Origin of the sequence: Klebsiella sp. HMSC16A12 (assembly GCF_001808265.1) — a bacterium.
Classification (GTDB): Bacteria; Pseudomonadota; Gammaproteobacteria; order Enterobacterales; family Enterobacteriaceae; genus Klebsiella; species Klebsiella pneumoniae.
Genome location: NZ_KV792636.1, coordinates 24,914 through 51,683 on the forward strand (window position 1 = coordinate 24,914; position 26,770 = coordinate 51,683).

The window sequence follows — 26,770 nt, forward strand, 5'->3', positions numbered from 1 at the left end:
GTGTATGTCTACGCAATCTTGTTTTTATTGAGGGAACCGACGCCGCATAAACCGCGGCTGATTTACTTTTTGCCCGTCTGGCGGCAAGATCCGGCATAATGCACCGCTGTCGCAGGACGGCCGTGTCACCGGCAATCGTGACAGCGAACCATTCGACAGGAAAACGCATGAAGCCAAAACAAGCGGACATTCTCCGCCACGCCAGCACGCTGTTTAATCGCGAAGGATATCAGTCGCCCAGCATCGAGCGGATTGCTGAACATGCTGGCATCTCCAAAATGACCTTCTACCGCTATTACGCCGATAAAGAGGCGCTCATTCTGGCTATCCTCAAGCAGAAAGAGAGCGAATTTATGCAGGATTTGGCGCAGATCACCGCGGATAAACCCAGCGCGCGGGAAAAGCTGTTTGCCGTGTTCGACTACTACCATCGCTGGTTTACCTGCGAAACGTTCCACGGCTGCATGTTTACCCGCGCGCTGTTTGAATATGGCGCGTCATCGCCGGCGATCCGGGAGCAATGCTCCCGATTTAAGTCGCTCCTCTGGCAGTTCTTCCGCGATATCCTCCTGCAGGTGTTAAAACCAGAGCCTGCCGAGCGGGTCGCCATGATGATGGTGATGCTCATCGATGGCGCTATCGCCGCCCAGCAGGCCGAGTCCGCCGAATGTCGGGAGATCCCGCCGGGGATGACCGCCTGGAGCGCGGCCAAAGCGCTTATTTACTCAGAAGGCGGTACGCTGTGAGATGATAAGCTGCCGCCCAGCGACTGCAGGGCCGCCAGCAGACAATCATAGTAATCGTTGCAGGTTTGCAGACGCAGCGCGGCGCCAAAGAAGACCTCCTCCATCGCCGCCGGATGTTTTTTGCCAATCGGCACAATCACATTGTTCAGCCAGCCATCCGCATGACCGATGTCGACCGTGATATGTTCGGCATAGTAATGCACGTCGCGCTCGGAAAGCCCAATCCGCCGACAGCCCGCCACCAGTTTTTCATACTGCGGTGGGTCGAGCAGCTCGGTCATCGCCATCACGCCCAGCGATTTGTAGTAATGCTGACGGTTTACGCCGCCCAGCATAAAGGCGTTATACCCTGCCAGCCCCTGCCACTCGTACAAATGGGCAAAATGATTGTCCGGTAAGGCGATATTTCGCCGCTTCAGTAAATCCTTATACAGATTAACGTGGGTGATCTCGGTGCTGCCCTGGCCTATCTCATCCCACAGATTTTGCGCAATCTCAGCGCGGGTTTCCGGCAGCGAGCCCACCAGCCCCATCGCCACCAGATCGAAGAAAAGCAGATTGAGGGCGCTGTCGCTTTTGAAGAAATAGTCGATTTGCGCCGCAGAGGCCTCGCTGGCAAGGAAATCGAACAGCGGATGATGAGACGCCGGGTGCTGCTGGCATAAGGCGCGCAGTTCGTCGACGATATTGCCGGCGTTAAGCATTGGTCTCTGGTAGTGGAAGCGTTTGCTTTCCGCCCGCAGCCACTCAGACTCGATGTAATTTCTGATCCCGGAAAGCAGCGGATGAAACTGATTGGCAGCCGCTGGCGAGAGCGGGTCGGCAAGCCAGGACTGATAGAGAATGAACAGCGCGTTGTGCGCACGCTTTTTGGCCTGTGGATCGTCAGCGGAGAAGGCGCGGATGCAGGTATTCTCAGTGAGATGCCAGGCTCTGTCGGCCACCAGCGGGTTGGCCGTCAGCTTCAGCGACAGCGCGTTGCTGTGCAGAAGCTGGTCAATTAACTCATCCAGCGCCAGCCTGGCCATCACCGCGGTCTGGTCGCTTCCAATCACCCCATTATCTGTGTTACGCATGATTTATCCCTGTGAAATACATGGCTACTATACGGTATAGTACCGTCCATAATGCGGCAACGTAAATTTCACACGCGTTGTCAATTTACTGTTTATTAAAGAATTTAAATTAATACAATAAAAACCACTAAAATATTATTGATATTATAAAAACAATAACATTACCATTCAGTACAGTGACAAACGACACAAGGAATCATCATGCCTTATCTGTTACTGACGCTGGCGGCTCTGTTCTGGGGCGGGAATTATGTTGTCGGGCACGTGCTGGTGCAGGGCGTGGATCCGATCCTGATGACCGAAGCGCGCTGGGCGCTGACGGCGCTGCTGCTGGGCCTGCTCTACCGACGGCAAATCGCCGGCAGTCGCCGCCTGCTGCGGGCAAACGCGCCAGCGGTGGTGGTGCTAACCCTCTGCGGCCAGGTCAGTTTCCCGCTCACGCTCTATATTGGCCTGCAAACCACCTCCGCGCTCAACGCCGCCATCTATATGTCCGCCACGCCGAGCATGGTACTGTTGATTAACCGACTATTTTTCCGCGATCCGGTATCAGGGCGTAACTGGCTCGGAGTGGCTTTTAGCACCCTCGGCGTGATGATCCTCTTATTTCAGGGAAATCCGCTGCACGCCGCCTCTCTGCACACCTTTGCCATCGGCGACCTGTGGGCGATGGGGTCGGCGCTGAGCTGGGCGCTCTACTGTTCGCTGTTACGTCTGAAGGACCGCCGAATCCCGGCGAATGGCTTTGTCGCCGTCAGCTCGCTGCTCGGCGCCCTGATCCTGCTGCCAATCGTCATCTTCTGGCTGATGCGCCACCCGGCGCAGGACTGGGCAGCCTGGCGCGAGCCGTTTTTCCTCAGCGGCCTGGCGTATCTGGTAATTTTCCCATCGTGGCTGGCCTATTTGTTCTGGAACAAAGGTATCGCCACCATTGGCGCCACGCGGGGCGAAATTTACACCCACATCATCCCCCTCTCCGGCGGGGTGTTGAGCATCCTCTTCCTGCATACCCAGCCGCATGCCTGGCATCTGTTTAGCGCGCTGTTCATCATGGTGGGGATTGTCATTTGCTCGCTGGAGAAACGCCAGGCGGCGTCTATTCGTCTGCGTGACTAATGTATGCGACCGGGCGCCTGGCCACGCCCGGTCACAAAAGTTAACGGCTGGTGGAGAGCGGCTGGTGATGTCCCGCTCCTGCGGATTGGATCACCCGGCCTTCGCGACCAAAAAAGGTCAGGACGGTAATGACAATCGCCACCGTCCCGGCCACCAGGGCCATTGCCAGGCCGTAGTTATGCCCATGATGCTGGGCGATTGATGCCTGGAGAGTGGCATTCACCGAAGCCAGCAAATTACCCAGCTGGTAGACGAAGCCGGGCAGCACCGCCCGGGTGTTGGCCGGGACCAGTTCATTGAGCCAGGTGGGGATCACCCCCCAGGCCCCCTGGACCATAAACTGCATCAGGAACGCCCCCGCCCCCAGCGCCAGCGAGCCGCTGGCGAAAGCCCACAGTGGAATGACCGGCAGCGCCAGCAGGGCGGCGATCATAATCGCTTTGCGTCGGCCAATCTTCTCCGACAGCGAACCGAAGAACACTCCACCAATGATCGAGGCGATGTTATAGCAGACCGCGATGATGCTGACCGTTTTAGGCTCGAAGCCGTGCTGAACTTTCAAAAAGACCGGGTAAAGATCCTGCGTCCCGTGGGAGAAGAAGTTGAAAGCCGCCATCAGCACCACCAGGTACAGGCACAGCTTCCAGTGGCTACGCAGTACCGGCAGCAGGGCCGTACTCTCTTTATTCTGCCTGGCCGCCTGCCAAACCGGAGACTCCTCGACGCAGAAATAGATAAACGGCAGCAGCAGCACCGGCGCGGCGCCAATGACAAACATCCCGCGCCAGCCGAGTTGTTCAAACAGCAGCCCGTAGGCGACGGCCGCCAGCAAATAGCCGAAGGGGTATCCCGCCTGGAACAGGCCGGACATCAGGCCGCGCGAGCGGTCGGGGATCGTCTCCATCGCCAGCGAAGAGGCCACGCCCCAGATCCCGCCCATCGCCACGCCGTACAGCACCCGCAGCAGGAAAAACAGCATCAACGACGGCGCGGCGGCGGAGAGCAGCTCAAAAGCCGAGAAGAACACAATGTTGAGCATCAGGATTGGTTTGCGACCAAACTTCTCCGCCGCCCTGCCGAAAATTAGCGCGCCGACGGGCCGCACGGCCAGAGTCAGCAGAATCGCCAGGGTGACCTCCTCAAGGTCGACATGAAACGAGTGGGCGATATCGCTCAGTAAAAAAACTAACAGGAAAAAGTCGAAAGCATCGAGCGTCCAGCTTAAAAAACTGGCTATCGCCGCATTACGCTGTCGTGAGGTCCAGCCGTGCATCTTGTCATCCCTATCCCGACGGCATTGCCGGGAGTGTGCGCGGCGTCCAGCAGAGCGAGCTGGGGTCACCGCTTGTGTAAATTGTTTGTATAGAAAGTTGCTCTTTTGTTAATTACACCCCTTTTACGACAATCGGCAAGTTTATTAGCATGCTAATTTGTTTCAAATTGCGTGTTCCCCTCACCGGTTCGGCAATTTTCGACCAGAATTAAAACCAGGTTCGCTTAAGCGAAGCGTCATCAATGCCGCATCTGCCCACAGGAAGGGAGAGAATCATGAAGAGAATTGCCATCGTCGGCGTGGGGCCGACGGGGATTTACACCTTTTATGAACTGGTGAAGCGCGGTGAGCCGCTGGCCATCACCCTGTTTGAAAAAGAGGCGCAGGCCGGGGTGGGTATGCCCTACAGTGACGATAATACCGCGGCGCAAATGCTGGCCAATATTGCCAGCATTGAGATCCCCCCCATCGACCTGACCTACCTGCAATGGCTGCAGCAGAAAAGCGATGACTGGCTGGCGGCGCGCGGGCTTGAACGGCACGCCCTGCATGAGCGCCAGTTTCTGCCGCGGGTTATCCTCGGCGAATACTATCGCGACCGTTTTCTGTACCTCGTTGAGCGGGCCCGGGACGTCGGCTTTGTGATTAGCGTTTGTGAATCCTGTGAAGTCACGGATATTGCGGTTCAGCCCACCGGGATCGCCATCCACACCGATAGTGCAGCAGACCCGGTAATTGTCGACCTGGTGGCGATTGCCACCGGCCATCTGTGGCCTGAAGAAGAGCGCGCCAGCCGACAGTACTTCCCCAGCCCGTGGACCGGCCTGATGGAGGCCCGCATTGCCCCCTGCCGGGTGGGGATCCTTGGGACTTCATTAAGCGCGATTGATGCCGCCGTGGCGGTAGTGGCCCGCCACGGCGTTTTCCATACCGAGGACGACAAAACGACCCATTTTTCCCTTCATCCAGGCAGCGAAGCGCTGGAGATCACCCTGATGTCACGCCACGGCGTGCTGCCGGAGGCCGATTTTTACTGCCCGATCCCGTGGGAGCCGCTGGAGATTGCCACTCCCGCCGCCCTCGAAGCGGCCATTGCGGAGGGTAGCGACGCTCTGTTAGATCGGATTTTTGAGCTGATCGTTAAAGAGCTGGAATATGCTGCCCCCGACTGGAGCGAGGCGATCGGGCTTCGTCAGCTGACGCCTGACAGTATCGCCGACGCCTGGTTTGCCGACCGCCTCACCCATGACCCCTTTCAGTGGGCGCAGCGCAATCTGCAGGAGGTGGAGCGCAATAAGCGCGAACACCACACGGTGCCCTGGCGCTATGCCATTCTGCGCCTGCATGAGGCGATTGAAACCGTGGTGCCGCAGTTCAACGATGCGGACAGCCGTCGCTTCCGCCAGGGCCTCGCCCGGGTATTTATCGATAACTACGCCGCCATTCCGCCGGAGTCCATACGTCGGCTGCTGGCCCTGCACCGGGCTGGCATTCTGCGGATCCTGACGCTGGGCGAAGATTATGAGCTGCAGCGGGAGCCTGACCGGACGCTGATTGTTCATCATCGTCAGCGCTGCGAATTCGATGTCTTTATCGATGCCCGCGGACAAAAGGCGCTGAAAACCCGGGATCTGCCCTTCCCTTCACTGCGCCAGCAGCTGCTGGCCTGCGGCGACGACATTCCGGACGTTGGTGATGACTACACGCTGCAGGCGCCGGAGACAGTGCGCGGTCGGGTCGCCTTCGGCGCCCTTCCCTGGCTGATGCACGATCGCCCCTTTGTGCAGGGGCTGACGGCCAGCGCCGAGATTGGCAGCGCAATGGCCCGCGCCGTGTCGCAGCAGGCCGCCGGCCGACGGCGCCGTCTCTGGTATATCGAATAGCGGAGCGCTTAAGCGCAATATCCGAATACTGGGGGGGTGAACAGGCGTGCTATAAACAGCAACTGTCCGTCCCCTGCACGACCACGTTTAACATTTACGAGGTATTCATGAGTCATCTTTTTAGCGCGACGCGAATTGGTCAACTCACCCTTGATAACCGTATCGTTATCGCCCCGATGTGTCAGTACTCCGCCGACGAGGGTAAGGCGACCTCCTGGCACCGGATCCATCTTGGCCAACTGGCTTTCTCCGGCGCCGGCCTGTTAATTCTGGAAGCCACGGCGGTAGAGCCTGCGGGGCGTATCTCCCCGGGGGATCTGGGGCTGTGGGATGATGAAACCGAAAACGCCCTGCGCGGCGTAGTCGAAGATATTCGGGCCTGGTCGCCGATCCGTCTGGGGATCCAGCTGGGTCATGCCGGACGCAAGGCATCCTGCGCCGCCCCGTGGCAGGGAGGCCATCAGCTGGCGCTCAACGATGGTGGCTGGCAGACCGTCGCCCCTTCCGCCGTGGCGTTTCACGATGGCGATCGCGCTCCCACTGAACTGAGCCATGCCGATCTGGCGCGCATCAAAGCGGCCTTCGTCGCCAGCGCGCTGCGCGCCCAGCGGCTGGGCTTTGAGCTGATTGAACTGCACGCCGCCCACGGCTATCTGCTGCACCAGTTTCTCTCGCCGCTCAGCAACCAGCGCCGCGACGAGTACGGCGGTTCGCTGGAGAACCGAATGCGCTATCCGCTGGAAGTCTTTAAGGCGATCCGCGAGGCAGTGGGCAACACCATGGCGGTGGGCGTCAGGCTGTCGGCTACCGACTGGGTCGAAGGCGGCTGGGACTGCGAGCAGTCCATTAAGTTTAGCCAGCAGCTGGAAACGCTGGGCAGTGACTATATTCACGTCTCCAGCGGCGGTTTGTCGCCGCAGCAGGCGATCACCGTTGGGCCGGGATACCAGTTGCCTTTCGCCCGCGATATTCGCCAGCAGGTAGCCATCCCGGTGATTGGCGTGGGGCTGATCACCGACCCGCAGCAGGCGGAAGCGGCGCTGGAGAATGGCGATGCCGACCTGATCGCCCTCGCCCGCGCGGTACTCTACGATCCGCACTGGCCGTGGCACGCAGCGGCCAGCCTTGGCGCCCAGGTCCGTGTGCCGTCGCAGTATTTGCGCTCGGAGCCGCACGGCCTGAAAGGCACCCTGCTGCCAAACCGTTGAACCCACGGCGGGCATAAAAAAGGGGTATCGTAAGATACCCCTGAGCAGGATGTTATTGCGGTCCATGTGCCGGGCGGCGGCGACGCCTTGCCCGGCCTACAAAAGGGTGATACACGGTCATTGCGCAGCCAACCCGCCCCCTGCGTAGGCCCGCGCAAGCGCAGCCCGCCGGGCAATCTATCAGGCTCCGCTCCCTATATTTCCGGGCGGCGGGTCAGACAAACACCGCGAGTTACTGCTGTGCGGCAGGCGGCGCGGCGTTCTGTTTATCCTTCGCGATACTGTCCTGGATGGCTTTGGTTTTGCTCGCCGCTTCAGCCGAGAGCTGATTGGCGTCACCGATGGCGTTGTCTTTGATCTGACCCGCCTCTTTGACTATGCGGTCACTTTCCTGCTTTGCGTTCTGCTTCACCGCATCGGCCTGGGCTTTCGCCTGCTGGGCGATGGCGTCCGCCTTCTTGTCCGCCTCGGCCTTGATGGCGCTGGCCTGATCCTTCAGGCGATCGGCCTCGGCGTCAGCCTGGCTTTTCAGCGTATCGATTTGCTTATCCGCATCCTGTTTAATTGCCTGCGCTTTATCCGCCGCGGCATCCTTCATCTGCTCCGCATTATCTTTAGCCTTATCCAGTTTGTTATCAACTTTCGACGCATCGTCGCAGCCAAACAGGGTCAGGCACAGGGCGGAAGCGAGTAGTGTTTTATTCCAGAGTTTCATCAGCATTCCCTTACAGGTTAAGTCGTTATCCAGCTTTGTGATTCGTTGCATTAATAGCATTCACATTTTATATATAAACGCTCAGCCGATAGAGTCAAGGCGACAGCGCCGATTGTCAGTCCAGGGTCGCTACCAGCCCCTGCAGCCAGTCGGCAAAGACCCGAACCTTATGCGAGAGATGCCGGTGCGGATAGAGCAGCGACAACGGTCGACGCGGCGCCGGAAAGTCCGGCAAAACTTCCACCAGTTGCCCGCTGTCGATATAAGGTTGCAAAAAGAAACGCATCCCCTGCAGCATCCCCAGCCCCGCCAGCCCGGCAGCAGTAAAGACTTCAGAGTTGTCCAGCACCAGTTTACCGGGAATGGCGATCTGCCTGATGCCCTCCGGGGTCTGGAATCGCCAGGGCATAATCTGCCGGCTGCTGCTGTTCACCCAGTTCACCGCCAGATGCGACTGCAGGTCCTCCAGCGTCGCGGGCGCCCCATAGCGCGCCAGATAGCCCGGACTGGCGCAGGTGGTTAACGCCACCTCCCCCAGTGAACGCGCCACATAGTCGCCATCCTCAAGATCCCCCACCCGCAGCAGGCAATCCAGACCATCGCGCAGCATATCCCGGCGTACGTCGGAGCTGCTGAGGACAATCTCCACCTCCGGATGGGCCTGATAAAAATCCGGCAGGTGCGGGATCACCAGCAGCCGGGCAAAGGCGATCGGCATATCAACGCGCAGCTGACCGCGGATCGGCCGGTCCGGCGCGAACGACCCCAGCAGATCGTCGGCCTGGGAGAGCAACGGTTTGCTGCGACGATAAAACTCTTCCCCCTCCGGCGTAAGATACAGACGCCGGGTGGTGCGCTGCAGCAGCCGGACCCCGCTCTCCTGCTCCAGCTGCTGCAGTGCTTTGGTCACCGCCGGTCGGTGGATCTGCAAATTTTCCGCCGCCTGGGCAAAGCTGCCGGCATCGACGATTTCAATAAAAATTTTAATATTTTCAAACAGATTCATTTGCATGATGGCCCGCCTCCCACCTCTTCATCAGTTCACATTATTACTAATTTAATAATAGTGATGAAAGTTTTTGCTCATTTTTTAAAACAATAAAGACGCCTACACTGCCCTCATTGCCGCATCGCTGGGGCGAACAAATTTATAACTTATTAACATACAAGGAAAAATAGCATGCAACCTAACCGCGTCGCCCGCATTCTGGGTATTGAAAAACCGGTGGTCCAGGGGCCCCTCTCCTGGCTAACCGATGCTCGTCTGGTGGCGGCCGTCGGCAACGCCGGTGGGCTTGGCGTGCTGGGCCCGAACGCCGGACTGACGGCGGCAACCGCCGTCTCCACCCCGGAGGCCACCGCCGCGAAAATGCGCGAAGAGATCCGCAAAACCAAACAGCTGACGGAGAAACCCTTTGGCGTCAACCTGATCCCGACGGCGGAAAATGACATCTGGACGCCGGCGATCCTCCCGGTGATCAAAGAGGAAGGGGTTAAGGTGGTGGTCTACACCGGCTACGGCGACGGTTCGTTAAAACCGGCGCTGTTCGACGAACTGAAAGCCGCCGGGATCACCATTATCTATCGTGACATCAACCCGACGCCGGAGAACAGCCGCCGCGCGGAGCAGGCCGGAGCGGATATTATTGTCGCCACCGGCTTTGACGAAGGCGGCACGCTGCCGGGTACCGCCCTCGGGACCTTCACCATCGTCCCGCTGATCGTTGACGCGGTACAGCGGGTTCCGGTGATGGCCGCCGGAGGGATCACCGACGCCCGGGGCGCGCGCGCCGTTCATGCCCTGGGGGCGGAGGGCGTCTTCGCCGGTTCGGTATTTATCAGCACCATCGAAAGCCGGGTTCCCGACTCGGTGAAAGCGAAAATTGTGGCCGCCAACGGTCTGGATCTGCGCCTGTTCCGTACTCTGCCGGACTACTACCGCGCGCTGCCCGGCAAACTGAGCGACACACTGGTGGCCATGGACCGGGCCGGCGCCTCCAGGACCGAGCTGGCCCAGGCGATGGGTGGTCTGCGCGGGATGCGGCTGGGCATGCTGGAGGGGAATACCGATGAGGGATATATCTCGGTGGGCGCGGGGATCGGCAACATCCATGCCATCACCTCCGTCGCCGAGGTGGTCAACCAGCTGGCGGTGTAAAGCCGCCAGCCGGGGCACGGTGACCGGCGCGATCAGGCGTCGGCCACCTTCTCTACCGCCCGGGAGAAAGCGTCGATAGCCAGCCCGACGTCGGCGGCGGTGACCGACTCCGCCGGGTGATGGCTGACGCCCCCCAGGCAACGCACAAACAGCATCGCCGATGGCCAGCGCTCGGCGATGGCGATAGCATCATGCCCTGCGCCGCTCGGCAGCGTCAGGGAACGCCCCTGCACCGCCACCACCGCCTCGCTCAGCACCGCCTGCAGGTGACTGTCGCAGGCGGTGGCGGCGATGCGATAATACTCCTCGGCGGCGAAACTCAGCTGGCGGCGCCCGGCAATGGCCTGCGCCTGCCCCAGCAGTTCCTCAAGCAGCGCCGTCAGCGGCGCATCCTGCGGGCCGCGAATATCCAGCGTCAACTGCACCTCGCCCGGTATCACGTTTACCGCGCCCGGCGCACAGCGCAGGGTGCCGACCGTCGCCACCAGGTTACCGCCGCGCTGCCGGGTCAGGTTTTCCACCTGCATCATCCATTCCGCCGCCGCGGCGAGGGCGTCCTTGCGATGGAGCATCGGCACCGTGCCGGCATGGCCAGCTTCGCCGGTAAAACGGCAGTTCAGCCGTCTGGCGCCGTTAATCGCCTCCACCACGCCGAGCGCCAGCCCCGCCTGCTCCAGGCACGGCCCCTGCTCGATATGCAGTTCCAGATAGGCGGCGATATCCCGCGGGTGACGGGCCGCGTGGGCGATCCGCGCCGGATCGAGTCCGGCATTCACCAGCGCCTGGGCGACGCTCACCCCGTCGGTATCGCACTGTGACAGCCAGCTTTCAGGCCAGGTGCCGGTGACGCCGCGACTGCCGAGCAGGGTGATGCCAAAGCGGGTGCCCTCTTCATCGCCAAAGCCGACGATCTCGATTGCCTTCGCCAGCCGTCGCCCCTGCTGGTGCAGACGCTGGACCACCTCAATCGCCGCCAGCACGCCGAGCATGCCGTCGTAGCGTCCGGCGTTGCGCACGGTGTCAAGATGAGAGCCCAGCAGCACCGCCGGCGCCCCCTCCTGTTGTCCTTCATAACGTCCGCAGATGTTGCCGACGCTGTCCTGCCACACCATCATGCCGGCAGCCTGCATCCACTGCCCCACCAGCTGGTTGGCCTGCAGATGCTCGGGCGACAGATAGACCCGGGTCAGGGCATCGGCGGTTTCGCTGAGGGCGGCCAGCCGATCGGCACGCGCCATCACCCGGCTGGCGGCCGCCTCTCTCTCCGCCTGCTGGCGGACGGTGTCACTCATAGGGTGGCCTCGGTGCGGTAGTGATCCCAGGCCGCCTGCATCGCCGCGCCCTGAGTGGTGGTGAACCTGAGGTAGTTCAGGACCGCTTCCAGCGCGCTGAGCGTCTGCATCACGCAGTCTTTACGCGCGTTATAGCCCATGGTGCCAATGCGCCAGACTTTACCGTGCAGCGGACCAAACGAGGTGCCAATTTCAATGCCGAAATCTTCCAGCATCAGTTTGCGTACCTGATCGCCGTTGACCCCGTTGGGGATCACCACCCCCAGCACGTTATTCATTTTGTGCCGCAGATCGCCAAAGGTCTCGAGCCCCATCGCCTGGATGCCCTTCAGCAGCGCATCGCCGTGCAGTTTGTGGCGGGCGATGCCGTTGTCGAGTCCCTCCTGGAGGATCAGGCGCGCGCACTCCCGTGCGGCGAACAGCGCCGAGGTCGCTTCGGTATGGTGGTTAAGGCGCTCCGGCCCCCAGTAATCCATCACCATGCCGAGATCGAAATAGTTGGAGTAGATCATCTCGTCGACGCCATCGTGATGGGCATCGGTGCGGATCCCCTGCTCAATGCAGCGGCGGCGGCGGATGACCTCTTCCATCCGCGGGCTGAGGGTGATGGGCGAGGTGCCGGAAGGACCGCCCAGGCACTTCTGCATCCCGGCGGACACCGCGTCCAGCTGCCAGGCGTCGGTTTCCAGCGGGTTACCGCCGAGCGACGCGGTGGCGTCGGTATAGAACAGCACAGCGTGACGACGGCAAATCTCCCCCAGCTCCGCCAGCGGCTGCAGCATGGTGGTGGAGGTATCGCCCTGCACGGTGAGCAGCAGGCGCGGCCGCACGCGCTTGATCGCATCCTCAACCTGATCCGGCGTAAAGACCTCACCCCACGGCACCTCGATGGTGTGCACCTCTGCCCGGCAGCGACGCGCGATCTCGCACAGCAGATGACCAAACCGGCCGAACACCGGCACCAGCACCTTGTCACCGGGACGGATCGCCGACAGCAGAATCGCTTCGATCCCGGCGCGCGAGGTGCCGTCGACCAGCATCGTCCAGCGATTTTCGGTGCGAAACACGCCGCGGTACAGCGCCATGACTTCATTCATGTAGTGGGTCATCGCCGGATCGTACTGGCCAACCAGCTGGCTCGACATGGCGCGCAGCACGCGCGGGTCGGCATTGATCGGCCCCGGCCCCATCAGCAGGCGCTGCGGCGGGTTAATTTGCGAAAACTGAGTGATATCCATCTGCCATTCCTTACGTTAGTTAAGACCGCGCACCGAGGAGATAAACTGTTTCAGTTCGCTGGTCTGCGGGCTGGCGAACAGCGTTTTGCTGTCGCCCTGCTCCCAGACGCGTCCCTGATGCATAAACACCACGCGGTCGCCCACTTCGCGGGCAAAATTCATTTCATGGGTGACGAGGATCAGCGTCATACCTTCCGCCGCCAGTTGCTCCAGCACCTTCAGCACTTCACCCACCAGTTCCGGGTCGAGTGCCGAGGTGATTTCGTCACAGAGTAAAACTTTCGGCGACATGGCCAGCGCCCGGGCAATGGCCACGCGCTGCTGTTGGCCGCCGGAGAGGTTGGCCGGGTAGTAATCCAGACGGTCGCCGAGCCCGACCTTCTCCAGCATCCGCTGCGCCAGCTCCCGGCATTCTGCCTGGGACTTCTTCAGCACCCGCCGCGGGGCCAGCATGACGTTCTCCAGCGCCGTCATGTGCGGAAAGAGATTAAAGTTCTGGAACACCATGCCGATGGAGCGGCTGATCTCCCGGGCCTGGGAATCGCGGTTGGTGATGGTCATGCCCCCGAGCTTGATGCTTCCCTCCTGGTAGCCCTCCAGACCATTGATACAGCGTAGCAGGGTGCTTTTACCCGAGCCGCTGCGGCCGATGATCGAGATCACTTCCCCCATGTCGATATCCAGATCGACGCCCTTCAGCACATGGTTGTCGCCGTAGTACTTCTGCATCTGATTAATGGTGATGAGAGGCATTGAATTTGTTCTCCAGATAGCGGCTGTAGCGGGACAGCGGATAGCACAGAATGAAATAGCCCAGCGCCACAAGGGCAAACACTTTAAATGGCTGATAAGTGACGTTGGTCAGCATCGTCCCTGCCTTGGTCAGCTCCACAAAGCCGATAATCGATGCCAGCGCCGTGCCTTTGATCACCTGTACGGCGAACCCGACGGTCGGCGCGATAGCAATGCGCAGCGCTTGCGGCGCCACCACCCGGTACAGGGTCTGGCCGAAGCTCAGCCCGAGACAGCGCGAGGCTTCCCACTGGCCTTTCGGCAGCGCGCGAATGCTGCCGAACCAGATATCCAGCAGAAAGGCGCTGGTGTAGAGCGTCAGGGCGACCGAGGCGGCGGTCCAAGCCGAGACGTCAACGCCGAACAGCGCCACGCCAAAGAATGCCAGAAACAGCTGCATCAGCAGCGGCGTGCCCTGGAACAGCTCAATATACCCGCGGAGCAGCCGTTTCACCTGGCGTCCGCCGGTGAGACGCAGCAGCAGTAACGGTAAGGTCACCAGCGCCCCGCCGGTGAACGCGACCAGCGACAGCAGCACCGTCCAGCGACCGGCCAGTAGCAGGTTGCGGATAATGTCCCAGTCAGTAAAAGTGGTCATCAGGCCTGTACCCCCAGCCATTTACGCCCCGCCGCCATCAGCAGCTGGCGCATCGCTATCGATAACGCTAAGTAGATCCCGGTGGTCACCAGATAGACCTCAAAGCTCAAAAATGTCCGCGACTGGATCAGGTTGGCGGCGAAGGTCAGCTCCTCATAGGAGACCTGCGACACCACTGACGAGCCGAGCATCACAATGATGCACTGGCTGACCAGCGCCGGATAAATCCGCTGCAGCGCCGGGGGCAGTACGACGCGAACGAAGGTTTGCGTCCGGCTGAGCCCGAGCACGCGACCAGCTTCCCACTGGCCCTTCGGCGTCACCTGAATGCCGGCGCGGACGATCTCGGTACTATAGGCGCCGAGGTTAACCACCATCGCCAGCAGCGCCGCTTCACCGGCGGTCATCTTCAGTCCGAGGTTCGGTAAACCAAAGACGATAAAAAAGAGCTGCACCACAAACGGCGTATTACGGATGATTTCCACATATCCGCCCCATACCCGGCTGAGCATTCCCGGGCGACCGCTGCGGATCGCCGCCCCAAGGATGCCGATCGCCAGTCCGCCGATCGTCGCCAGCACCGTCAACTGCACCGTCACCCACAGGCCGGCCAGCAGCTCCGGCCAGTGCGGCCAGAGCTCAGAGAAATGAAGTTGCTCCGTCATCCCCAGACCTTACGCGCCGAGGCTGGCAGGCAGTGGCGCTTTCAGCCACTTCTCAGACAGACCGTTGAGGGTGCCGTCCTTAATGCCCTGCTCGATGAGGGTATCCACTTTCGCCTTCAGCGCCGGTTCGTTCTTTTTCAGACCGATAAAGCACGGCGAGTCCTTCAGCATAAAGCTCGGGACCGGCGCTTTGTCGGCGTTCTGCCGGGAGATAGCCGCCACCACCAGGTTTCCGGTGGCGACATACTGCACCTGACCGGACAGGTAAGCCGACAGCGTAGTGTTATTGTCCTCGTAGCGCTTAATCTGCGCCGCCTGCGGCGCCACGCTGGTCAGCACCATATCTTCCACCGCCCCACGGGTCACGCCGATGCTTTTGCCGCTCAGCGCGGCCGCGTCCTTCAGCTCCGCCCCTTTCGGGCCAAACACCCCGAGGAAGAACGGGGCGTAGGCGCGGCTGAAGTCGATCACCTTCTCGCGCTCGGCGTTCTTGCCGAGGCTGGAGATCACCAGGTCCACCTTATCGGTCTGCAGATACGGCACGCGGTTGGCGCTGGTCACCGGGACCAGCTGCAGCTTGAGCTTCATCGATTTCGCCAGATAGCGCGCCATATCGATGTCATACCCCTGCGGCTGCAGGTCGGTGCCCACCGAGCCGAACGGTGGAAAGTCCTGGGGTACGGCAATGCGGATGACGCCGCGTTTTTCAATATCCTGGAGCTGGTCAGCCTGCGCGGCAGAAACAGACGATAGGAGACAAGCGGCCCCGGCCAGCGCGATCAACAGTTTCTTCATGATGTTTACCCGTTACGTTAGCATGAAACAAAAGATTCTTTGAATCTGTTTTTGCAACTAATGTGCCAGATACGGACGAGGCGAGGGTTGGCGAGGAATTAAAACAAAAAGTGAGAAAGGACAAGCGCTAACGGAAAAGTCCTCAGAGAGCGGCGGCGCCATGACGTGGTTTTTATTGCACCATAATAATGCACAGCACCACGCTGGCGCCCCATCAGCGTTGTTCCAGCTCGTCCAGCTGCTGGTAAAGCGTGGCGATATCGTGGATGCGCGGACGACCGCTGTCGAGCGTTTCATGGAGAAAGGCATTGGCCAGCAGATTAATCAGGCTGTTGACCGAGGCATAGCTATCGTAGGCGGAGACGCTGTCCAGCGGCGCGCAGAGCTGCCAGCGGGAGAGCGGAAACAGGCTGTGGGCCTGCGGCTCGCACATTAACAGGACCGGCACCCCGTCGCGCTGCAGCTGCTGCAGCAGCGGGCGTACTATTCGCGGCCGGCGGCGAAACGCCATCATTACCACCAGATCATCGGCGGTCAGATCGACCAGCTCTTCGCTGAGACTCTGACCCGGCTGGGGCAGCACCAGCACCTGGCCGCGGGCCTGCAGCAGCTGCTGGCGCAGATGCAGCGCCGCCGGATAGGCGTTGCGCATGCCAATCACCACAATGCGGCGGGCGGCCACCATCGCCGTCAGCGCCTCAGCGAACTGGCGGGCGTCGAGGGCGTTGACCCACTGGGTGAGGTTTGCCATCTCCTGCTTATAATGGCGCGCCAGCAGCGTGTTACCCTGCACCGCGTCGCGCTGGTCGGTGAGCGGCATCCCGCTCTGACGCAGAGTGCGCAGTTCATCGCGCATATCCTTATATTTGTCGTAACCGAGGCGCTTAAACAGCCGGCTGACGGTGGCTTTCGACACGCCGCTCAGCTGCGCCAGCTCGGCGCTGTTGTAGCTTATCAGGTCGTCAAAGTGGTCAAAGATGAAATCCGCCACCCGCTGCTCCTGCGGCGACAGCGAGGCGTATTGCCCTTTCAGTCGTTCATCGAGTTGTTGCATAGCGCCCCTGTAACTTTCGTTTCATCATCCATTCCTCATCATACTGTATCTGCTATGCCTTACACATAGCGTGCCAGTAGGAAAATTCTGGTCATCGTTTTTATCAATGAAACGAAACGTTCAGAGATGGAACAGCTTTTGCAGTGTTCTGCGGGTGATTCGTTCAGAAAGGATAATTTATGCACAGTAGCAACGTTTCGACCCACGGCATGGCGGTGGCCCCCCACCACCTCGCCAGTCAGAGCGCGCTGGCGATCCTGCGCGAGGGCGGCAGCGCCATTGAAGCGATGGTGGCTGCCGCGGCGGCCATCGCCGTCGTCTATCCCCATATGAATGGCCTCGGCGGCGATGGCTTCTGGCTGATCGTGCCGCCTGAGGGAGACCCAATCGCCATTGACGCCAGCGGGGCCGCCGGATCGCTGGCGACCCTCGAGGCCTACGCCGGACAGCGGCATATTCCCCACCGGGGACCGCAGGCCGCGCTGACCGTCGCCGGCACCGTCAGCGGCTGGGACGAGGCGCTGCGTATTTCACGGGACTTAACCGGCCGCGCGCTGCCGGTGGCCCGCCTGCTGGCCGATGCGATCGGCTATGCCGAAGACGGCATTCCGGTCACTGCCTCGCAGGCCCACGCCACCGCCAGCAAACTGGAAGAGCTGCGCCATCAGCCGGGCTTCAGCGAAACCTGGCTGGTAGCGGGCGAGGCCCCGCGGCCCGGCAGCCGCTTCCGCCAGCCCGCCCTCGCCGGTACCCTGCGCATGCTGGCCAGCGACGGTCTCGACAGCTTTTATCGCGGGCCGCTGGCCGAGCGTCTCGCGCAGGGTATGGCCGCGCTGGGGATGCCGATCACCCTCGGCGACCTGCAGGCCCACCGCGCCCGGCGTCCAGGGCCGCTGACGCTCCAGCACCAGCAGGGCACGCTGTGGAATCTTGCGCCGCCGACGCAGGGACTGGTGTCGCTGGCGATCCTTGGCATCACCGACCGTCTGAAGATGGCCGATGCCGACGACGCGCAAACGGTGCACCGTATCGTCGAAGCCACCAAGCGGGCATTTGCCCTGCGCGATGCGCATATCACCGATCCACGCCATCTGGATGTGGATGTACAGCAGTTGCTCACCCCGGAAGCCCTGCAGCCGCTGGCCGACAGCATCGACGACGCCAGCGCTTCCCCCTGGGGCGGCGGCAAAGGCCCGGGCGATACCGTCTGGATGGGCGTCGTGGATAACAGCGGACTGGCAGTGTCGTTTATTCAGAGTATCTATCACGAGTTCGGCAGCGGCGTGGTACTCCCGGACACCGGGATCGTCTGGCAAAACCGCGGGGCGGCCTTCAGCCTCGATCCGCAGCATCTCCTGGCGCTGGCCCCTGGCAAACAGCCATTCCACACCCTCAACCCTGCCGCCGCGCGCCTGAACGATGGCCGGGTGATGGTCTATGGCTCGATGGGCGGCGACGGTCAGCCGCAAACGCAGGCGGCGCTGTTTACCCGCTATATCCTGCAGGGGGTGCCGTTGCAGGAGAGCATCTCCCGTCCGCGCTGGCTGCTGGGCCGCACCTGGGGCCAGTCCTCCGACTCACTGAAGCTGGAGGGACGCTTTGCCCCCGCCTGTATCGCGCGCCTGCGCGAGCTGGGGCACGACGTAGAAGTGCTGGCCGATTTCAGCGAAGCGATGGGCCACGCCGGGGCCATTGTCCGCCATCCCAACGGTCTGCTTGAAGGGGCGACCGATCCACGCAGCAACGGCGCCGCCGCCGGATACTAAGGAGCAGACTATGACCACACAGCCAGACTGGAGCGAGTATCTGACGCAGATGACTCACCTGTTGGATATGGAGCTGGATGCGCCGCGCCGTAAGGAGCTGGAGCGCCAGTTTGCCCGCATCGCCGCCATGGCGCAGCCGCTGATGGACTATCCCCTCGGGCCGCGCGAGGAGATTGCGGGGGTGTATAAAGCATGACTCTTCAACACTTCACCATTGCCGATCTCCAGCGTGCGCTGCACGATGGCGAACTGAGCGCCCGGGAGATCGCCCGCCAGACGCTGGACGATATCGCCCGCGTGAATCCGCAGATCAACGCCTGGACCGAGGTCACCGCCCAGCGCATGCTGGCGGAGGCCGACAGCATCGACGCCCTGCGCCGGGAAAAGCGCCCCTTGCCGCCGCTGGCAGGGATTCCTTACGCAGTGAAAAATCTGTTTGATGTCGCCGGGCATACCACCCTCGCCGGCGCCGAACTGCTGAGCGACCGGCCGCCAGCGACCAGCGACAGCTGGGCGGTGCGCCAGCTGCACAGCGCCGGCGCCCTGCTCAGCGGGATGCTCAATATGGACGCCTACGCCTACGGCTTTACCACCGAAAACAGCTACTATGGCGCGACGCGCAACCCGCACGATCTGTCGCGGATCGCCGGCGGTTCTTCCGGCGGTTCGGCCGCGGCGGTGGCGGCCGGGCTGGTTCATTTCAGCCTCGGCAGCGACACCAACGGCTCGATCCGTGTCCCCGCGTCGCTGTGCGGGATCTTTGGCCTGAAACCCACTTTCGGGCGCCTGTCGCGCTCTGGCAGCCATCCGTTTGTAGCCAGTCTGGATCATATTGGTCCTTTTGCCCGCCGGGTGGCCGACCTCGCCGCGGTGTATGACGCCCTGCAGGGGCGCGACCCGGCCGATGACTTTCAGGCTGATAAAGCCAGCGAGCGCACCGGCAATCTGCTGGAACGCGGACTGGAGGGGCTGCGCTGCGCGCGGCTGGGCGGCTATTTCACCACCTGGTGCGATGACGACGCCCGGGCGGCCGTGGATCGGGTCGCCCACGCGCTGAGCGCCGACAGCGAGCTGCAGTTCGCGGATGCCGCCCTGGCCCGCTCGGCGGCCTTTATCATCAGCGCCAGCGAAGGCGGCAATCAGTATCTGGCGGATCTTCGCCACTCGCCCGAGCGCTTTGAACCCCACTCCCGCGAGCGGCTGCTGGCCGGGGCGATGATCCCCTCGGCGTGGTATCTGCAGGCTCAGCGCTTCCGCCGTCATGCCCGTCAGGCGATCAAATCCCTGTTCAGTCAGGCCGGCGTGCTGATTGCCCCGGCCACTCCATGCAGCGCCACGCCGATTGGCGCCGAGGAGATAGTGATTAACGGCCAGCCGCTGCCGGTGCGCGCCAGCATGGGCATGCTGACCCAGCCGATCTCCTTCCTCGGTCTGCCGGTGGTGACCGTGCCCCTGCGTACCGCCAGCGGTAAGCCGATTGGCCTGCAGCTGATTGCCGCGCCGTTTAACGAACAAGCCTGTCTTCGCGCCGCGCGGGCGCTGGAAGCGATGGGCATTACCGATGCCCGAGTGGCGGAGAGTGCAGCATGATCAATCTGGATAATGTAGACCGCCCGGCGATCCTCGCCGAGGTGACGGCGGCGTTTTATCAGTATGAAGAGGCGCTGGTCAGCAATAACATCGAGGCGCTTGATGCGCTGTTCTGGCACGACCCGCGCACCGTACGGCTGGGAGCCGGCGAAAATCTGTATGGCATTGAGGCGATCCGCGCCTTTCGCGCCGCCCGCCCCGCCGCCGGTCTGGCCCGCGATCTGCGCCATACCACCATTACCACCTTTGGCGCGGATATGGCGGTGTGCAGTACCGAGTTCACCCGCGAAGGCAGCGCCCGCCTGGGCCGCCAGCAGCAGACCTGGGTACGCTTCCCCTACGGCTGGCGGATTGTCGCCGCCCAGGTCAGTCTGATGGACTGAGTGGCGTATACGGGAGCGGACCGGAGAATAAGGTATCCACCGGCCCGCTTCCGGTCCGGTAACACGCTATTTGGAGTCGAAGATCATGGTGTTCATCAGAGCTGCTGAAGCAAAAGATATCCCCTCGCTGCAAACGCTATTTCTGCAGTTGGGCTATCAGACGGAGACGGCGATCTTAGCGCAACGCATCACTGCCCCGCAGAGCATGATGAGTGCGCTGGTGGCGGAAACAGAAAACGCCGTGTGTGGCGTAATCGTTATCAATTTTATTTTACCGGTACATGAGAACCGTTTATGGGCATTAATTTCCGCGCTGGTCATCGAGGAATCGTCACGTGGATCAGGGATAGGCCAGCAGCTTCTCCAGGCCGCAGAGCGCCTCGCCCGTGATAAACAATGCGCTCAGATCGAGCTTTCAAGTAGTGAAAAAAGAATCAGAGCGCATCAATTTTATGAAAATAACGGCTACAAGGATGTTCGCAAACGCTTCGTTAAACATTTGTCTTAACCGCCTGCGCGCGAGGGCTTTCCCCGGATGACCGTAACTATATTTTGCCCAGCAGGATATTTAACATGCGGCGCAGGGGCTCCGCAGCCCCCCACAATAGCTGATCGCCAACCGTTAACACCGAGTAGACTGGGTCATTATTTAGCGACATTTTCTTGTAGCGGCCAATACCTACCTGCAGCGAACCACTAATAGCAGCCGGGGTCAATTTACTGACACTCTCTTGCTTATTATTGCGGACATAGTTTACCCACGGATGGGAATGGGTGACTAACTCAGCAAATTCCGCTTCGCTGACCTCACGTTTAAGTTTCAGCGTAATCGCCGCGCTGTGACAGCGGATCACCCCGACCCGAATGCATAAACCATTGACCGGGATGGTACCCGGCGCAAGGCCAAGAATTTTATTAGTTTCCGCCTCGCCCTTCCATTCTTCGCGGCTGTTTCCATCGCCCAGATCGCTGTCGATCCACGGAATGATGCTGCCCATGAGGGGGACGCCAAAAGTCTCCACCGGCATGCCCGCGCTGTTAATCAACTCACTCACTTTATTTACCAATGGCAGCACGGAACCTGATGATGTCAGTTCATCAGCGGATAAATGCTGACTGATATAAGCGCTTTGTGCGATTAATTCCCGCACCTGTTTGGCGCCCGCCCCGGAGGCAGACTGATAGGTCATCACGCTCATCCATTCGATAAGATCCGCTTTTATCAGCCCGGCCAACCCCATCAGGCTCAGCGTAATGGAGCAGTTGCCGCCGACAAACAGTTTAATTCCCGCTTTTACCGCACGATCGATATTTTCGCGGTTGACGGGGTCGAGAATAATGCAGGCTCTTTCATCCATCCGCAGCGCCGAAGCCGCATCAATCCAGTAACCTTGCCAGCCATGGTTAATTAACGCCGGATAGATGGCTTTGGTATAATCCCCGCCCTGACAGGTGATGATGATATCCATTTCGGCGAGTGCGCTAAGGGAATTCGCATCTTTCAGCCTGTCGCTTCTACCATTAATAACCGGGCCCGGGGCACCCGCACTGGAGGTACTAAAAAAATGCGCTGTAATATCGTCGAAATCATTTTCTTCGATCATGCGTTGCAACAATACTGAGCCCACCATCCCTCGCCAACCAACAATACCCACCTGCTTCATTTATTTAACCTTTATAAGTTATGAGAATGTTAATTTGAGTGTCGCCATACCTTATATCGTATCCCCCAATAAAGGTCATTACCCAGCACATCGATTTTTATCATTATTAAAATGTTTCATCTGCCATCAGCGATATTTATCTCTTATTACGGTCAAGAAGATATAAGGCGGCGGCGACTGTCCAATATTCGGCATTCAAAGGTGAAACGGCGTAGCGAAACGGGAGCAGCTTCTTCTCTGGGTACCATGAAGAGTAACTTGCATTTTGATAGTTACTATGTCAATTTGCTGGCAAAAGCCACCTGGTTACTGGACAGCCCATGAAAAATGAACCGCTTTGCCACGCTCCCTGCCCCATCGCCCGCAGCCTGGGCCGCATCGGCGACAGCTGGAGCATCATGATTCTGCGCGATGCCTTCGCGGGCTTTACCCGCTTTGACGAGTTCCAGAAAAGCAGCAACGTCGCGCCCAATATTCTGTCGCGCCGCCTGAAGGAACTGGTCGATGACGGACTGCTGGAGAAGGTGTGCTACAGCAGCACCCCGCCGCGCTACGAATACCACCTCACGCCGCGCGGCCGCGATTTCCGCATGGTGCTGCTGGCGCTGGCGGAATGGGGTAATCGCCACTTCGCCCCCGAAGGGCGTCAGATGCAGCTGGTGGAAATGGCAACCCAGCGCCACGTGGAGCCAGTCATGGTGGATAAAGCGACTGGGGAAGAGATTATCCCGGGTAAATACGCCATGGTGCCGGGCCCCGCCGCCTCGCCGCTGATGAAATATCGTCATGAATATCTGCTGCGCAAACGCGAAGGCGATAGCGGACAAAAATTCCAGCCTGAACCTTACAGAGATGCCAGCAATGAATCCGACCAGTAAGAAAAATATTCTTGTCCTGGCGGCCCTGGGCGCTGCCGCCCTGGCGGCAGCGAGCTACGGCGTTTACTGGTGGCATACCGGGCGCTTTATGCAGACCACCGATGATGCCTATGTCGGCGGCGACATTAGCGCCATCTCCAGCAAAGTCTCCGGCTATATCCAGCAGCTGGCGGTGCAGGACAATATGGCGGTGAAAAAAGGTGACCTGTTGATCCGCATTGACGACCGCGATTATCGCGCCGCCCTCGCGAAAGCCGCCGGAGAAGTGGCGGCGCAGCAGGCCGCGCTGGCCGATATCCAGGCTACCCGCCAGCTTCAGCAGGCGACCATTGCCGGCTCTGCGGCCTCGTTACTGGCCGCCACAGCGGCAACCGAAAAACTGGCTAACGACAACCGACGCTATAACGCCCTGGCCGCGTCGAGCGCGATTTCCGCACAGATCCGCGATAACGCCTCCGCCGATTATCGCCGGGCGCACGCCGAGCAGGAGAAGGCCAAAGCGGATAAAACCGTGGCCGAACGTCAGCTGGCGGTGCTGGATGCTCGCCAGCAGCAAATCCTGGCTGCCCTGGCGCAGGCCCAGGCTAACCTCGAGATGGCCAGGCTGAACCTCAGCTATACCGACATTCGCGCACCGTTCGATGGGGTGATTGGCAACCGCCGCGCGTGGTCCGGCTCCTTCGTCAGCAGCGGTACGCAGCTGCTCTCCCTGGTACCCGCGCACGGCCTGTGGATTGACGCTAACTTCAAGGAAAACCAGCTGGCGCATATGCGTGCCGGCCAGCCGGTGACCATCGTCGCCGATGTGCTGCCGAACCATACCTTTAAGGGGCATGTCGCCAGCCTGGCGCCGGCGACCGGCTCACGCTTCAGCATTCTGCCGGCGGAGAACGCGACCGGGAATTTCACTAAAATCGTGCAGCGGGTGCCGGTCCGCATTGCGCTGGAAGGTGACGGGGCAAAGCTTGACGTCCTGCGCCCGGGACTGTCGGTGATCGTCACCGTGAACGAAAAGAGCCCTCGATGAGCACCGTTCAGGCGCTGTCCGCCCCGCAGGGTCTGTCGATGCCGACGGCGAAGAAGATCTTCGCCTTCGCCAGCATGTGCGTGGGGATGTTTATTGCCCTTATCGACATCCAGATCGTCTCCGCCTCGCTGCGGGATATTGGCGGCGGCCTGTCGGCGGGCGACGATGAAACCGTCTGGGTACAAACCAGCTACCTGATCGCCGAGATCATTATTATCCCGCTTTCCGGCTGGCTGGCCCGGGTCATGTCGACCCGCTGGCTGTTTGCCGCTTCCGCGGCGGGCTTCACGCTGATGAGCCTGCTGTGCGGCTGGGCGTGGAACATCCAGAGTATGATCGCCTTCCGCGCCCTGCAGGGACTGGCGGGCGGGTCGATGATCCCCCTGGTGTTCACCACCGCTTTCGCCTTTTTTCAGGGCAAACAGCGGGTCATCGCCGCGGCGACGATCGGCGGCCTGGCCTCCCTCGCCCCTACGCTGGGTCCAACGGTGGGCGGCTGGATCACCGAAAACTACAACTGGCACTGGCTGTTCTTTATCAACGTTGTTCCGGGGATTTACATCGCGGTGGCAGTGCCGCTGCTGGTAAAAGTAGACAGCGCCGACCCCACTCTGCTGCGCGGCGCCGACTATCTCAGTATTCTGCTGCTGGCCTTGTCCCTCGGCTGCCTGGAATATACCCTCGAAGAAGGTCCGCGCTGGGGCTGGTTTGATGACGCGACCCTGACGACCACCGCCTGGGTCGCCCTGCTCTGCGGCGTGGCCTTTGTTATCCGCACCCTGCGCCATCCGCAGCCGGTGATGGATCTCCGCGCCCTGCAGGATCGAACCTTCAGCCTCGGCTGCTATTTCTCGTTTATGGCCGGCGTCGGCATCTTCGCCACCATCTATTTAACCCCGCTGTATCTGGGGAGTGTGCGCGGTTTCAGTGCGCTGGAGATCGGCCTGGCGGTATTTTCCACCGGTCTGTTCCAGGTCATGTCTATTCCATTTTATTCGTGGCTCGCCAACCGCGTCGATCTGCGCTGGCTGCTGATGGCCGGGCTGATCGGCTTTGCGGTGTCAATGTACAGCTTTGTTCCGATCACTCACGACTGGGGGGCGGACCAGTTGCTGCTCCCGCAGGCCTTTCGCGGACTGGCGCAGCAGTTTGCCGTCGCGCCAACGGTGACCCTGACGCTGGGCAGCCTGCCGCCCGCGCGCCTGAAGCTGGCCTCCGGGCTGTTTAATCTGATGCGCAACCTCGGGGGCGCCATCGGCATCGCCCTGTGCGGCACGGTGCTTAACGACAGAACCAATCTGCACTATAGCCGCCTGGCGGACCATCTGAATAACGCCAACCTGGCAATGAGCGATTTTGTTCAGCGCAGCGCGGCAAACTTCACCGTCCAGGGGATCTCGCCGGATGCCGCGCAGACGGCGGCGCTGAAAAATCTTTCCGCGCTGGCGCTACGGGAGGCGCGAACCCAGGCCTTTTCCGATGCGTTCTACCTCATCATGATGGGTTTTTTACTTGCCGCGCTGCTGGTTCCCTTGATGAAAAAGCCGCCGGCACACTGATACTACAGGAGAGTTAACTATGGGCGTTTCCGTTAAACGCATTGTCGTCACCGGGATGGGGATTGTCAGCCCGCTGGGCTGCGGCGTACAGCACGTCTGGCAGTCGCTGCTGGCAGGAAAGTCAGGGGTCACCAGGCTCAGCGAGCAGCTGGTCGCGGATATTCCCTGCAAAGTGGCCGGCCAGGTGCCGTCCATTGACAGCGATCCGCTGCACGGCTTCGACCCGCTGGCGACCATCCCCGCGAAAGAGCGCAAAAAGATGGATCGCTTTATTGAGTTTGCGCTGGTCGCCGCCCGTGAAGCGCTGACCCAGGCCGGCTGGTCGCCAGCATCTGCGGCCGAACAGGAACGTACCGCCACGGTGATCGCCACCGGGATCGGCGGCTTCAGTGAGATCGCCAATGCGGTACATACCACCGATGAACGCGGGCCGCGTCGCCTCTCCCCATTCACCATTCCCTCTTTTCTGGCCAACCTGGCCGCCGGGCATGTGTCCATCGCCCACGGCTTCCGGGGCCCCATCGGCGCGCCGGTCACCGCCTGCGCAGCGGGTGCCCAGGCCATCGGCGATGCAGCGCGGATGATCCGCAGCGGCGAGGCGGATATTGCCCTCTGCGGCGGCGCGGAAGCGGCAATTCATCGCGTTAGCCTGGCCGGGTTTGCCGCGGCAAGGGCGCTGTCCAGCGCCTACAGCGACCAGCCGGAAAGCGCTTCCCGCCCCTTTGACCGCGACCGCGATGGATTTGTGATGGGAGAAGGCGCCGGGCTTATCGTGATCGAGTCGCTGGAGCACGCGCTGGCGCGCGGCGCCACGCCGCTGGCCGAGCTGGTGGGCTACGGCACCAGCGCAGATGCTTATCACCTGACCGCGGGCCCGGAAGACGGGAACGGCGCGCGTCGGGCCATGGAAACCGCCCTTCGCCAGGCCGGAGTGTCCGCGGAAGAGATTGACCATATCAACGCCCACGCCACCTCGAAGCAGGTCGGTGATAAAGGCGAGCTGGCGGCGATTAAAACGCTGTTTGGCGCCCATCCGGTCGCCATTACCTCGACGAAATCCGCCACCGGCCATCTGTTAGGCGCGGCCGGCGGGATCGAGGCCATCTTCACCATTCAGGCGCTGCGTGACCAGGTGGTGCCGCCGACGCTGAACCTGCATCACCCCGATGAAGAGGCGGCAGGTCTCAATCTGGTGGCGCTGCAGGCCCGCCCGCAGAAGATGCGTTACGCGCTGTCGAACGGTTTTGGCTTTGGCGGCGTTAACGCCAGCCTGCTGCTGAAACGCTGGCAATAA

27 protein-coding genes are annotated in these 26,770 nt (G+C 61.0%); 15 read left to right on the forward strand and 12 right to left on the reverse strand.

Annotated elements, in window-relative coordinates:
* The first annotated feature begins 167 nt into the window (after nt 1-167).
* Nucleotides 168-746, forward strand: coding sequence for a TetR/AcrR family transcriptional regulator (locus HMPREF3140_RS19680; protein ID WP_023301914.1), 579 nt, complete (start codon nt 168-170; stop codon nt 744-746).
* On the opposite strand, the gene HMPREF3140_RS19685 is transcribed toward HMPREF3140_RS19680, so the two are convergent.
* A complete protein-coding gene (locus HMPREF3140_RS19685) occupies nt 722-1,822 on the reverse strand; it encodes an iron-containing redox enzyme family protein (protein WP_023301913.1) in 1,101 nt (366 codons plus the stop codon). The genes HMPREF3140_RS19680 and HMPREF3140_RS19685 overlap by 25 nt on opposite strands.
* A 201-nt stretch (nt 1,823-2,023) precedes the next feature.
* Here HMPREF3140_RS19685 and HMPREF3140_RS19690 point away from each other — a divergent pair, with 201 nt between their 5' ends.
* Nucleotides 2,024-2,938, forward strand: coding sequence for a DMT family transporter (locus HMPREF3140_RS19690; protein WP_023301912.1), 915 nt, complete (start codon nt 2,024-2,026; stop codon nt 2,936-2,938).
* A 40-nt stretch (nt 2,939-2,978) separates the two neighbouring features.
* On the opposite strand, the gene HMPREF3140_RS19695 is transcribed toward HMPREF3140_RS19690, so the two are convergent.
* Nucleotides 2,979-4,211 (reverse strand): MFS transporter, encoded by a 1,233-nt coding sequence (locus HMPREF3140_RS19695; RefSeq protein WP_004148411.1) that lies wholly within the window; start codon nt 4,209-4,211, stop codon nt 2,979-2,981.
* Nucleotides 4,212-4,486: 275 nt separating this feature from the next.
* On the opposite strand from HMPREF3140_RS19695, the gene HMPREF3140_RS19700 reads away from it, so the two are divergent.
* Both HMPREF3140_RS19700 and HMPREF3140_RS19705 read left to right on the forward strand, forming a co-directional pair.
* A complete protein-coding gene (locus tag HMPREF3140_RS19700; RefSeq protein ID WP_023301911.1) occupies nt 4,487-6,094 on the forward strand; it encodes an FAD-NAD(P)-binding protein in 1,608 nt (535 codons plus the stop codon).
* Between the two features lie 107 nt (nt 6,095-6,201).
* On the forward strand, nt 6,202-7,302 hold the full coding sequence (locus HMPREF3140_RS19705; RefSeq protein ID WP_032411507.1) for an NADH:flavin oxidoreductase/NADH oxidase: 1,101 nt from the start codon (nt 6,202-6,204) through the stop codon (nt 7,300-7,302).
* A gap of 232 nt (nt 7,303-7,534) precedes the next feature.
* On the opposite strand, the gene HMPREF3140_RS19710 is transcribed toward HMPREF3140_RS19705, so the two are convergent.
* Nucleotides 7,535-8,068 carry a hypothetical protein gene (locus HMPREF3140_RS19710; RefSeq protein WP_004179939.1) on the reverse strand — a complete coding sequence of 178 codons (534 nt, stop codon included), beginning with the start codon at nt 8,066-8,068 and terminating at the stop codon, nt 7,535-7,537.
* Between the two features lie 64 nt (nt 8,069-8,132).
* Nucleotides 8,133-9,023, reverse strand: a complete 891-nt coding sequence (locus HMPREF3140_RS19715) for a LysR family transcriptional regulator (RefSeq protein WP_074195479.1) — start codon at nt 9,021-9,023, stop codon at nt 8,133-8,135.
* A gap of 174 nt (nt 9,024-9,197) precedes the next feature.
* Between HMPREF3140_RS19715 and HMPREF3140_RS19720 the strand changes: the two genes are divergently transcribed.
* Nucleotides 9,198-10,175 (forward strand): NAD(P)H-dependent flavin oxidoreductase, encoded by a 978-nt coding sequence (locus HMPREF3140_RS19720; RefSeq protein WP_021440157.1) that lies wholly within the window; start codon nt 9,198-9,200, stop codon nt 10,173-10,175.
* Between the two features lie 32 nt (nt 10,176-10,207).
* Here HMPREF3140_RS19720 and hpxK read toward each other — a convergent pair whose 3' ends face one another.
* The 7 genes from hpxK to hpxU form a co-directional block, all read right to left on the reverse strand.
* Entirely contained in the window at nt 10,208-11,467 is a 1,260-nt protein-coding gene (gene hpxK, locus HMPREF3140_RS19725) for an allantoate amidohydrolase (RefSeq protein ID WP_023280098.1), read from the reverse strand.
* The gene (locus tag HMPREF3140_RS19730) at nt 11,464-12,705 is read right to left on the reverse strand and encodes a pyridoxal-phosphate-dependent aminotransferase family protein (RefSeq protein WP_023280099.1); all 1,242 of its coding nucleotides are present in this window, start codon (nt 12,703-12,705) and stop codon (nt 11,464-11,466) included. Before HMPREF3140_RS19730 ends, hpxK begins: the two co-directional genes overlap by 4 nt.
* Before the next feature lie 15 nt (nt 12,706-12,720).
* Nucleotides 12,721-13,458, reverse strand: coding sequence for an amino acid ABC transporter ATP-binding protein (locus HMPREF3140_RS19735; RefSeq protein WP_004143660.1), 738 nt, complete (start codon nt 13,456-13,458; stop codon nt 12,721-12,723).
* Complete coding sequence (locus HMPREF3140_RS19740; protein ID WP_070553073.1) at nt 13,439-14,095, reverse strand: amino acid ABC transporter permease; 657 nt, start codon at nt 14,093-14,095, stop codon at nt 13,439-13,441. Before HMPREF3140_RS19740 ends, HMPREF3140_RS19735 begins: the two co-directional genes overlap by 20 nt.
* Nucleotides 14,095-14,760 carry an amino acid ABC transporter permease gene (locus HMPREF3140_RS19745; protein WP_004176117.1) on the reverse strand — a complete coding sequence of 222 codons (666 nt, stop codon included), beginning with the start codon at nt 14,758-14,760 and terminating at the stop codon, nt 14,095-14,097. The genes HMPREF3140_RS19740 and HMPREF3140_RS19745 overlap by 1 nt, the downstream gene beginning before the upstream one ends.
* A 9-nt stretch (nt 14,761-14,769) precedes the next feature.
* Entirely contained in the window at nt 14,770-15,555 is a 786-nt protein-coding gene (locus tag HMPREF3140_RS19750) for a transporter substrate-binding domain-containing protein (protein WP_004143665.1), read from the reverse strand.
* 214 nt (nt 15,556-15,769) lie between these two features.
* Nucleotides 15,770-16,609 carry a MurR/RpiR family transcriptional regulator HpxU gene (hpxU, locus tag HMPREF3140_RS19755; RefSeq protein WP_004176115.1) on the reverse strand — a complete coding sequence of 280 codons (840 nt, stop codon included), beginning with the start codon at nt 16,607-16,609 and terminating at the stop codon, nt 15,770-15,772.
* 179 nt (nt 16,610-16,788) lie between these two features.
* Between hpxU and hpxW the strand changes: the two genes are divergently transcribed.
* The 5 genes from hpxW (at nt 16,789) to HMPREF3140_RS19780 (ending at nt 20,856) form a co-directional block, all read left to right on the forward strand.
* On the forward strand, nt 16,789-18,375 hold the full coding sequence (gene hpxW, locus HMPREF3140_RS19760; RefSeq protein ID WP_023280102.1) for an oxamate amidohydrolase: 1,587 nt from the start codon (nt 16,789-16,791) through the stop codon (nt 18,373-18,375).
* A 10-nt stretch (nt 18,376-18,385) separates the two neighbouring features.
* The gene (gene hpxX, locus HMPREF3140_RS19765) at nt 18,386-18,571 is read left to right on the forward strand and encodes an oxalurate catabolism protein HpxX (RefSeq protein ID WP_004176113.1); all 186 of its coding nucleotides are present in this window, start codon (nt 18,386-18,388) and stop codon (nt 18,569-18,571) included.
* A complete protein-coding gene (locus HMPREF3140_RS19770) occupies nt 18,568-19,965 on the forward strand; it encodes an AtzE family amidohydrolase (RefSeq protein ID WP_032411519.1) in 1,398 nt (465 codons plus the stop codon). The genes hpxX and HMPREF3140_RS19770 overlap by 4 nt, the downstream gene beginning before the upstream one ends.
* Nucleotides 19,962-20,348: an oxalurate catabolism protein HpxZ gene (gene hpxZ, locus HMPREF3140_RS19775; protein WP_002905421.1), complete on the forward strand. Its 387-nt coding sequence runs from the start codon at nt 19,962-19,964 to the stop codon at nt 20,346-20,348. Before HMPREF3140_RS19770 ends, hpxZ begins: the two co-directional genes overlap by 4 nt.
* 85 nt (nt 20,349-20,433) lie before the next feature.
* On the forward strand, nt 20,434-20,856 hold the full coding sequence (locus HMPREF3140_RS19780; RefSeq protein WP_032413015.1) for a GNAT family N-acetyltransferase: 423 nt from the start codon (nt 20,434-20,436) through the stop codon (nt 20,854-20,856).
* 37 nt (nt 20,857-20,893) lie between these two features.
* Here the strand turns inward: HMPREF3140_RS19780 and asd are convergent, their stop codons facing one another.
* A complete protein-coding gene (asd, locus tag HMPREF3140_RS19785; protein ID WP_004199947.1) occupies nt 20,894-22,012 on the reverse strand; it encodes an aspartate-semialdehyde dehydrogenase in 1,119 nt (372 codons plus the stop codon).
* 201 nt (nt 22,013-22,213) lie between these two features.
* Between asd and HMPREF3140_RS28920 the strand changes: the two genes are divergently transcribed.
* From HMPREF3140_RS28920 to fabF, 5 genes are read left to right on the forward strand one after another with little or no spacing between them, the layout of a single operon-like run.
* The gene (locus tag HMPREF3140_RS28920) at nt 22,214-22,336 is read left to right on the forward strand and encodes a hypothetical protein (protein ID WP_032409959.1); all 123 of its coding nucleotides are present in this window, start codon (nt 22,214-22,216) and stop codon (nt 22,334-22,336) included.
* Nucleotides 22,333-22,890: a winged helix-turn-helix transcriptional regulator gene (locus HMPREF3140_RS19795; RefSeq protein ID WP_004176109.1), complete on the forward strand. Its 558-nt coding sequence runs from the start codon at nt 22,333-22,335 to the stop codon at nt 22,888-22,890. Before HMPREF3140_RS28920 ends, HMPREF3140_RS19795 begins: the two co-directional genes overlap by 4 nt.
* Nucleotides 22,874-23,917, forward strand: coding sequence for an HlyD family secretion protein (locus HMPREF3140_RS19800; RefSeq protein WP_023301909.1), 1,044 nt, complete (start codon nt 22,874-22,876; stop codon nt 23,915-23,917). Before HMPREF3140_RS19795 ends, HMPREF3140_RS19800 begins: the two co-directional genes overlap by 17 nt.
* Nucleotides 23,914-25,476: a DHA2 family efflux MFS transporter permease subunit gene (locus tag HMPREF3140_RS19805; RefSeq protein ID WP_015958439.1), complete on the forward strand. Its 1,563-nt coding sequence runs from the start codon at nt 23,914-23,916 to the stop codon at nt 25,474-25,476. Before HMPREF3140_RS19800 ends, HMPREF3140_RS19805 begins: the two co-directional genes overlap by 4 nt.
* A gap of 19 nt (nt 25,477-25,495) precedes the next feature.
* Nucleotides 25,496-26,770 carry a beta-ketoacyl-ACP synthase II gene (gene fabF / locus HMPREF3140_RS19810; protein WP_070553074.1) on the forward strand — a complete coding sequence of 425 codons (1,275 nt, stop codon included), beginning with the start codon at nt 25,496-25,498 and terminating at the stop codon, nt 26,768-26,770.

Excerpts from the sequence above, each read along its gene's own strand:
- HMPREF3140_RS19690 (WP_023301912.1), top strand. The coding sequence starts at position 2,024 with ATGCCTTATCTGTTACTGACGCTGGCGGCTCTGTTCTGGGGCGGGAAT.
- HMPREF3140_RS19805 (WP_015958439.1), top strand. The coding sequence starts at position 23,914 with ATGAGCACCGTTCAGGCGCTGTCCGCCCCGCAGGGTCTGTCGATGCCG.
- HMPREF3140_RS19680 (WP_023301914.1), top strand. The coding sequence starts at position 168 with ATGAAGCCAAAACAAGCGGACATTCTCCGCCACGCCAGCACGCTGTTT.
- asd (WP_004199947.1), bottom strand. The coding sequence starts at position 22,012 with ATGAAGCAGGTGGGTATTGTTGGTTGGCGAGGGATGGTGGGCTCAGTA.
- HMPREF3140_RS19780 (WP_032413015.1), top strand. The coding sequence starts at position 20,434 with ATGGTGTTCATCAGAGCTGCTGAAGCAAAAGATATCCCCTCGCTGCAA.
- HMPREF3140_RS19770 (WP_032411519.1), top strand. The coding sequence starts at position 18,568 with ATGACTCTTCAACACTTCACCATTGCCGATCTCCAGCGTGCGCTGCAC.
- fabF (WP_070553074.1), top strand. The coding sequence starts at position 25,496 with ATGGGCGTTTCCGTTAAACGCATTGTCGTCACCGGGATGGGGATTGTC.
- HMPREF3140_RS19695 (WP_004148411.1), bottom strand. The coding sequence starts at position 4,211 with ATGCACGGCTGGACCTCACGACAGCGTAATGCGGCGATAGCCAGTTTT.
- HMPREF3140_RS19745 (WP_004176117.1), bottom strand. The coding sequence starts at position 14,760 with ATGACGGAGCAACTTCATTTCTCTGAGCTCTGGCCGCACTGGCCGGAG.
- HMPREF3140_RS19795 (WP_004176109.1), top strand. The coding sequence starts at position 22,333 with ATGAAAAATGAACCGCTTTGCCACGCTCCCTGCCCCATCGCCCGCAGC.
- HMPREF3140_RS19730 (WP_023280099.1), bottom strand. The coding sequence starts at position 12,705 with ATGGATATCACTCAGTTTTCGCAAATTAACCCGCCGCAGCGCCTGCTG.
- HMPREF3140_RS19740 (WP_070553073.1), bottom strand. The coding sequence starts at position 14,095 with ATGACCACTTTTACTGACTGGGACATTATCCGCAACCTGCTACTGGCC.
- HMPREF3140_RS19735 (WP_004143660.1), bottom strand. The coding sequence starts at position 13,458 with ATGCCTCTCATCACCATTAATCAGATGCAGAAGTACTACGGCGACAAC.
- hpxZ (WP_002905421.1), top strand. The coding sequence starts at position 19,962 with ATGATCAATCTGGATAATGTAGACCGCCCGGCGATCCTCGCCGAGGTG.
- HMPREF3140_RS19705 (WP_032411507.1), top strand. The coding sequence starts at position 6,202 with ATGAGTCATCTTTTTAGCGCGACGCGAATTGGTCAACTCACCCTTGAT.
- hpxU (WP_004176115.1), bottom strand. The coding sequence starts at position 16,609 with ATGCAACAACTCGATGAACGACTGAAAGGGCAATACGCCTCGCTGTCG.
- hpxW (WP_023280102.1), top strand. The coding sequence starts at position 16,789 with ATGCACAGTAGCAACGTTTCGACCCACGGCATGGCGGTGGCCCCCCAC.
- HMPREF3140_RS19685 (WP_023301913.1), bottom strand. The coding sequence starts at position 1,822 with ATGCGTAACACAGATAATGGGGTGATTGGAAGCGACCAGACCGCGGTG.
- HMPREF3140_RS19750 (WP_004143665.1), bottom strand. The coding sequence starts at position 15,555 with ATGAAGAAACTGTTGATCGCGCTGGCCGGGGCCGCTTGTCTCCTATCG.
- hpxX (WP_004176113.1), top strand. The coding sequence starts at position 18,386 with ATGACCACACAGCCAGACTGGAGCGAGTATCTGACGCAGATGACTCAC.
- HMPREF3140_RS19800 (WP_023301909.1), top strand. The coding sequence starts at position 22,874 with ATGAATCCGACCAGTAAGAAAAATATTCTTGTCCTGGCGGCCCTGGGC.
- HMPREF3140_RS19720 (WP_021440157.1), top strand. The coding sequence starts at position 9,198 with ATGCAACCTAACCGCGTCGCCCGCATTCTGGGTATTGAAAAACCGGTG.
- HMPREF3140_RS19710 (WP_004179939.1), bottom strand. The coding sequence starts at position 8,068 with ATGCAACGAATCACAAAGCTGGATAACGACTTAACCTGTAAGGGAATG.
- hpxK (WP_023280098.1), bottom strand. The coding sequence starts at position 11,467 with ATGAGTGACACCGTCCGCCAGCAGGCGGAGAGAGAGGCGGCCGCCAGC.
- HMPREF3140_RS19700 (WP_023301911.1), top strand. The coding sequence starts at position 4,487 with ATGAAGAGAATTGCCATCGTCGGCGTGGGGCCGACGGGGATTTACACC.
- HMPREF3140_RS19715 (WP_074195479.1), bottom strand. The coding sequence starts at position 9,023 with ATGAATCTGTTTGAAAATATTAAAATTTTTATTGAAATCGTCGATGCC.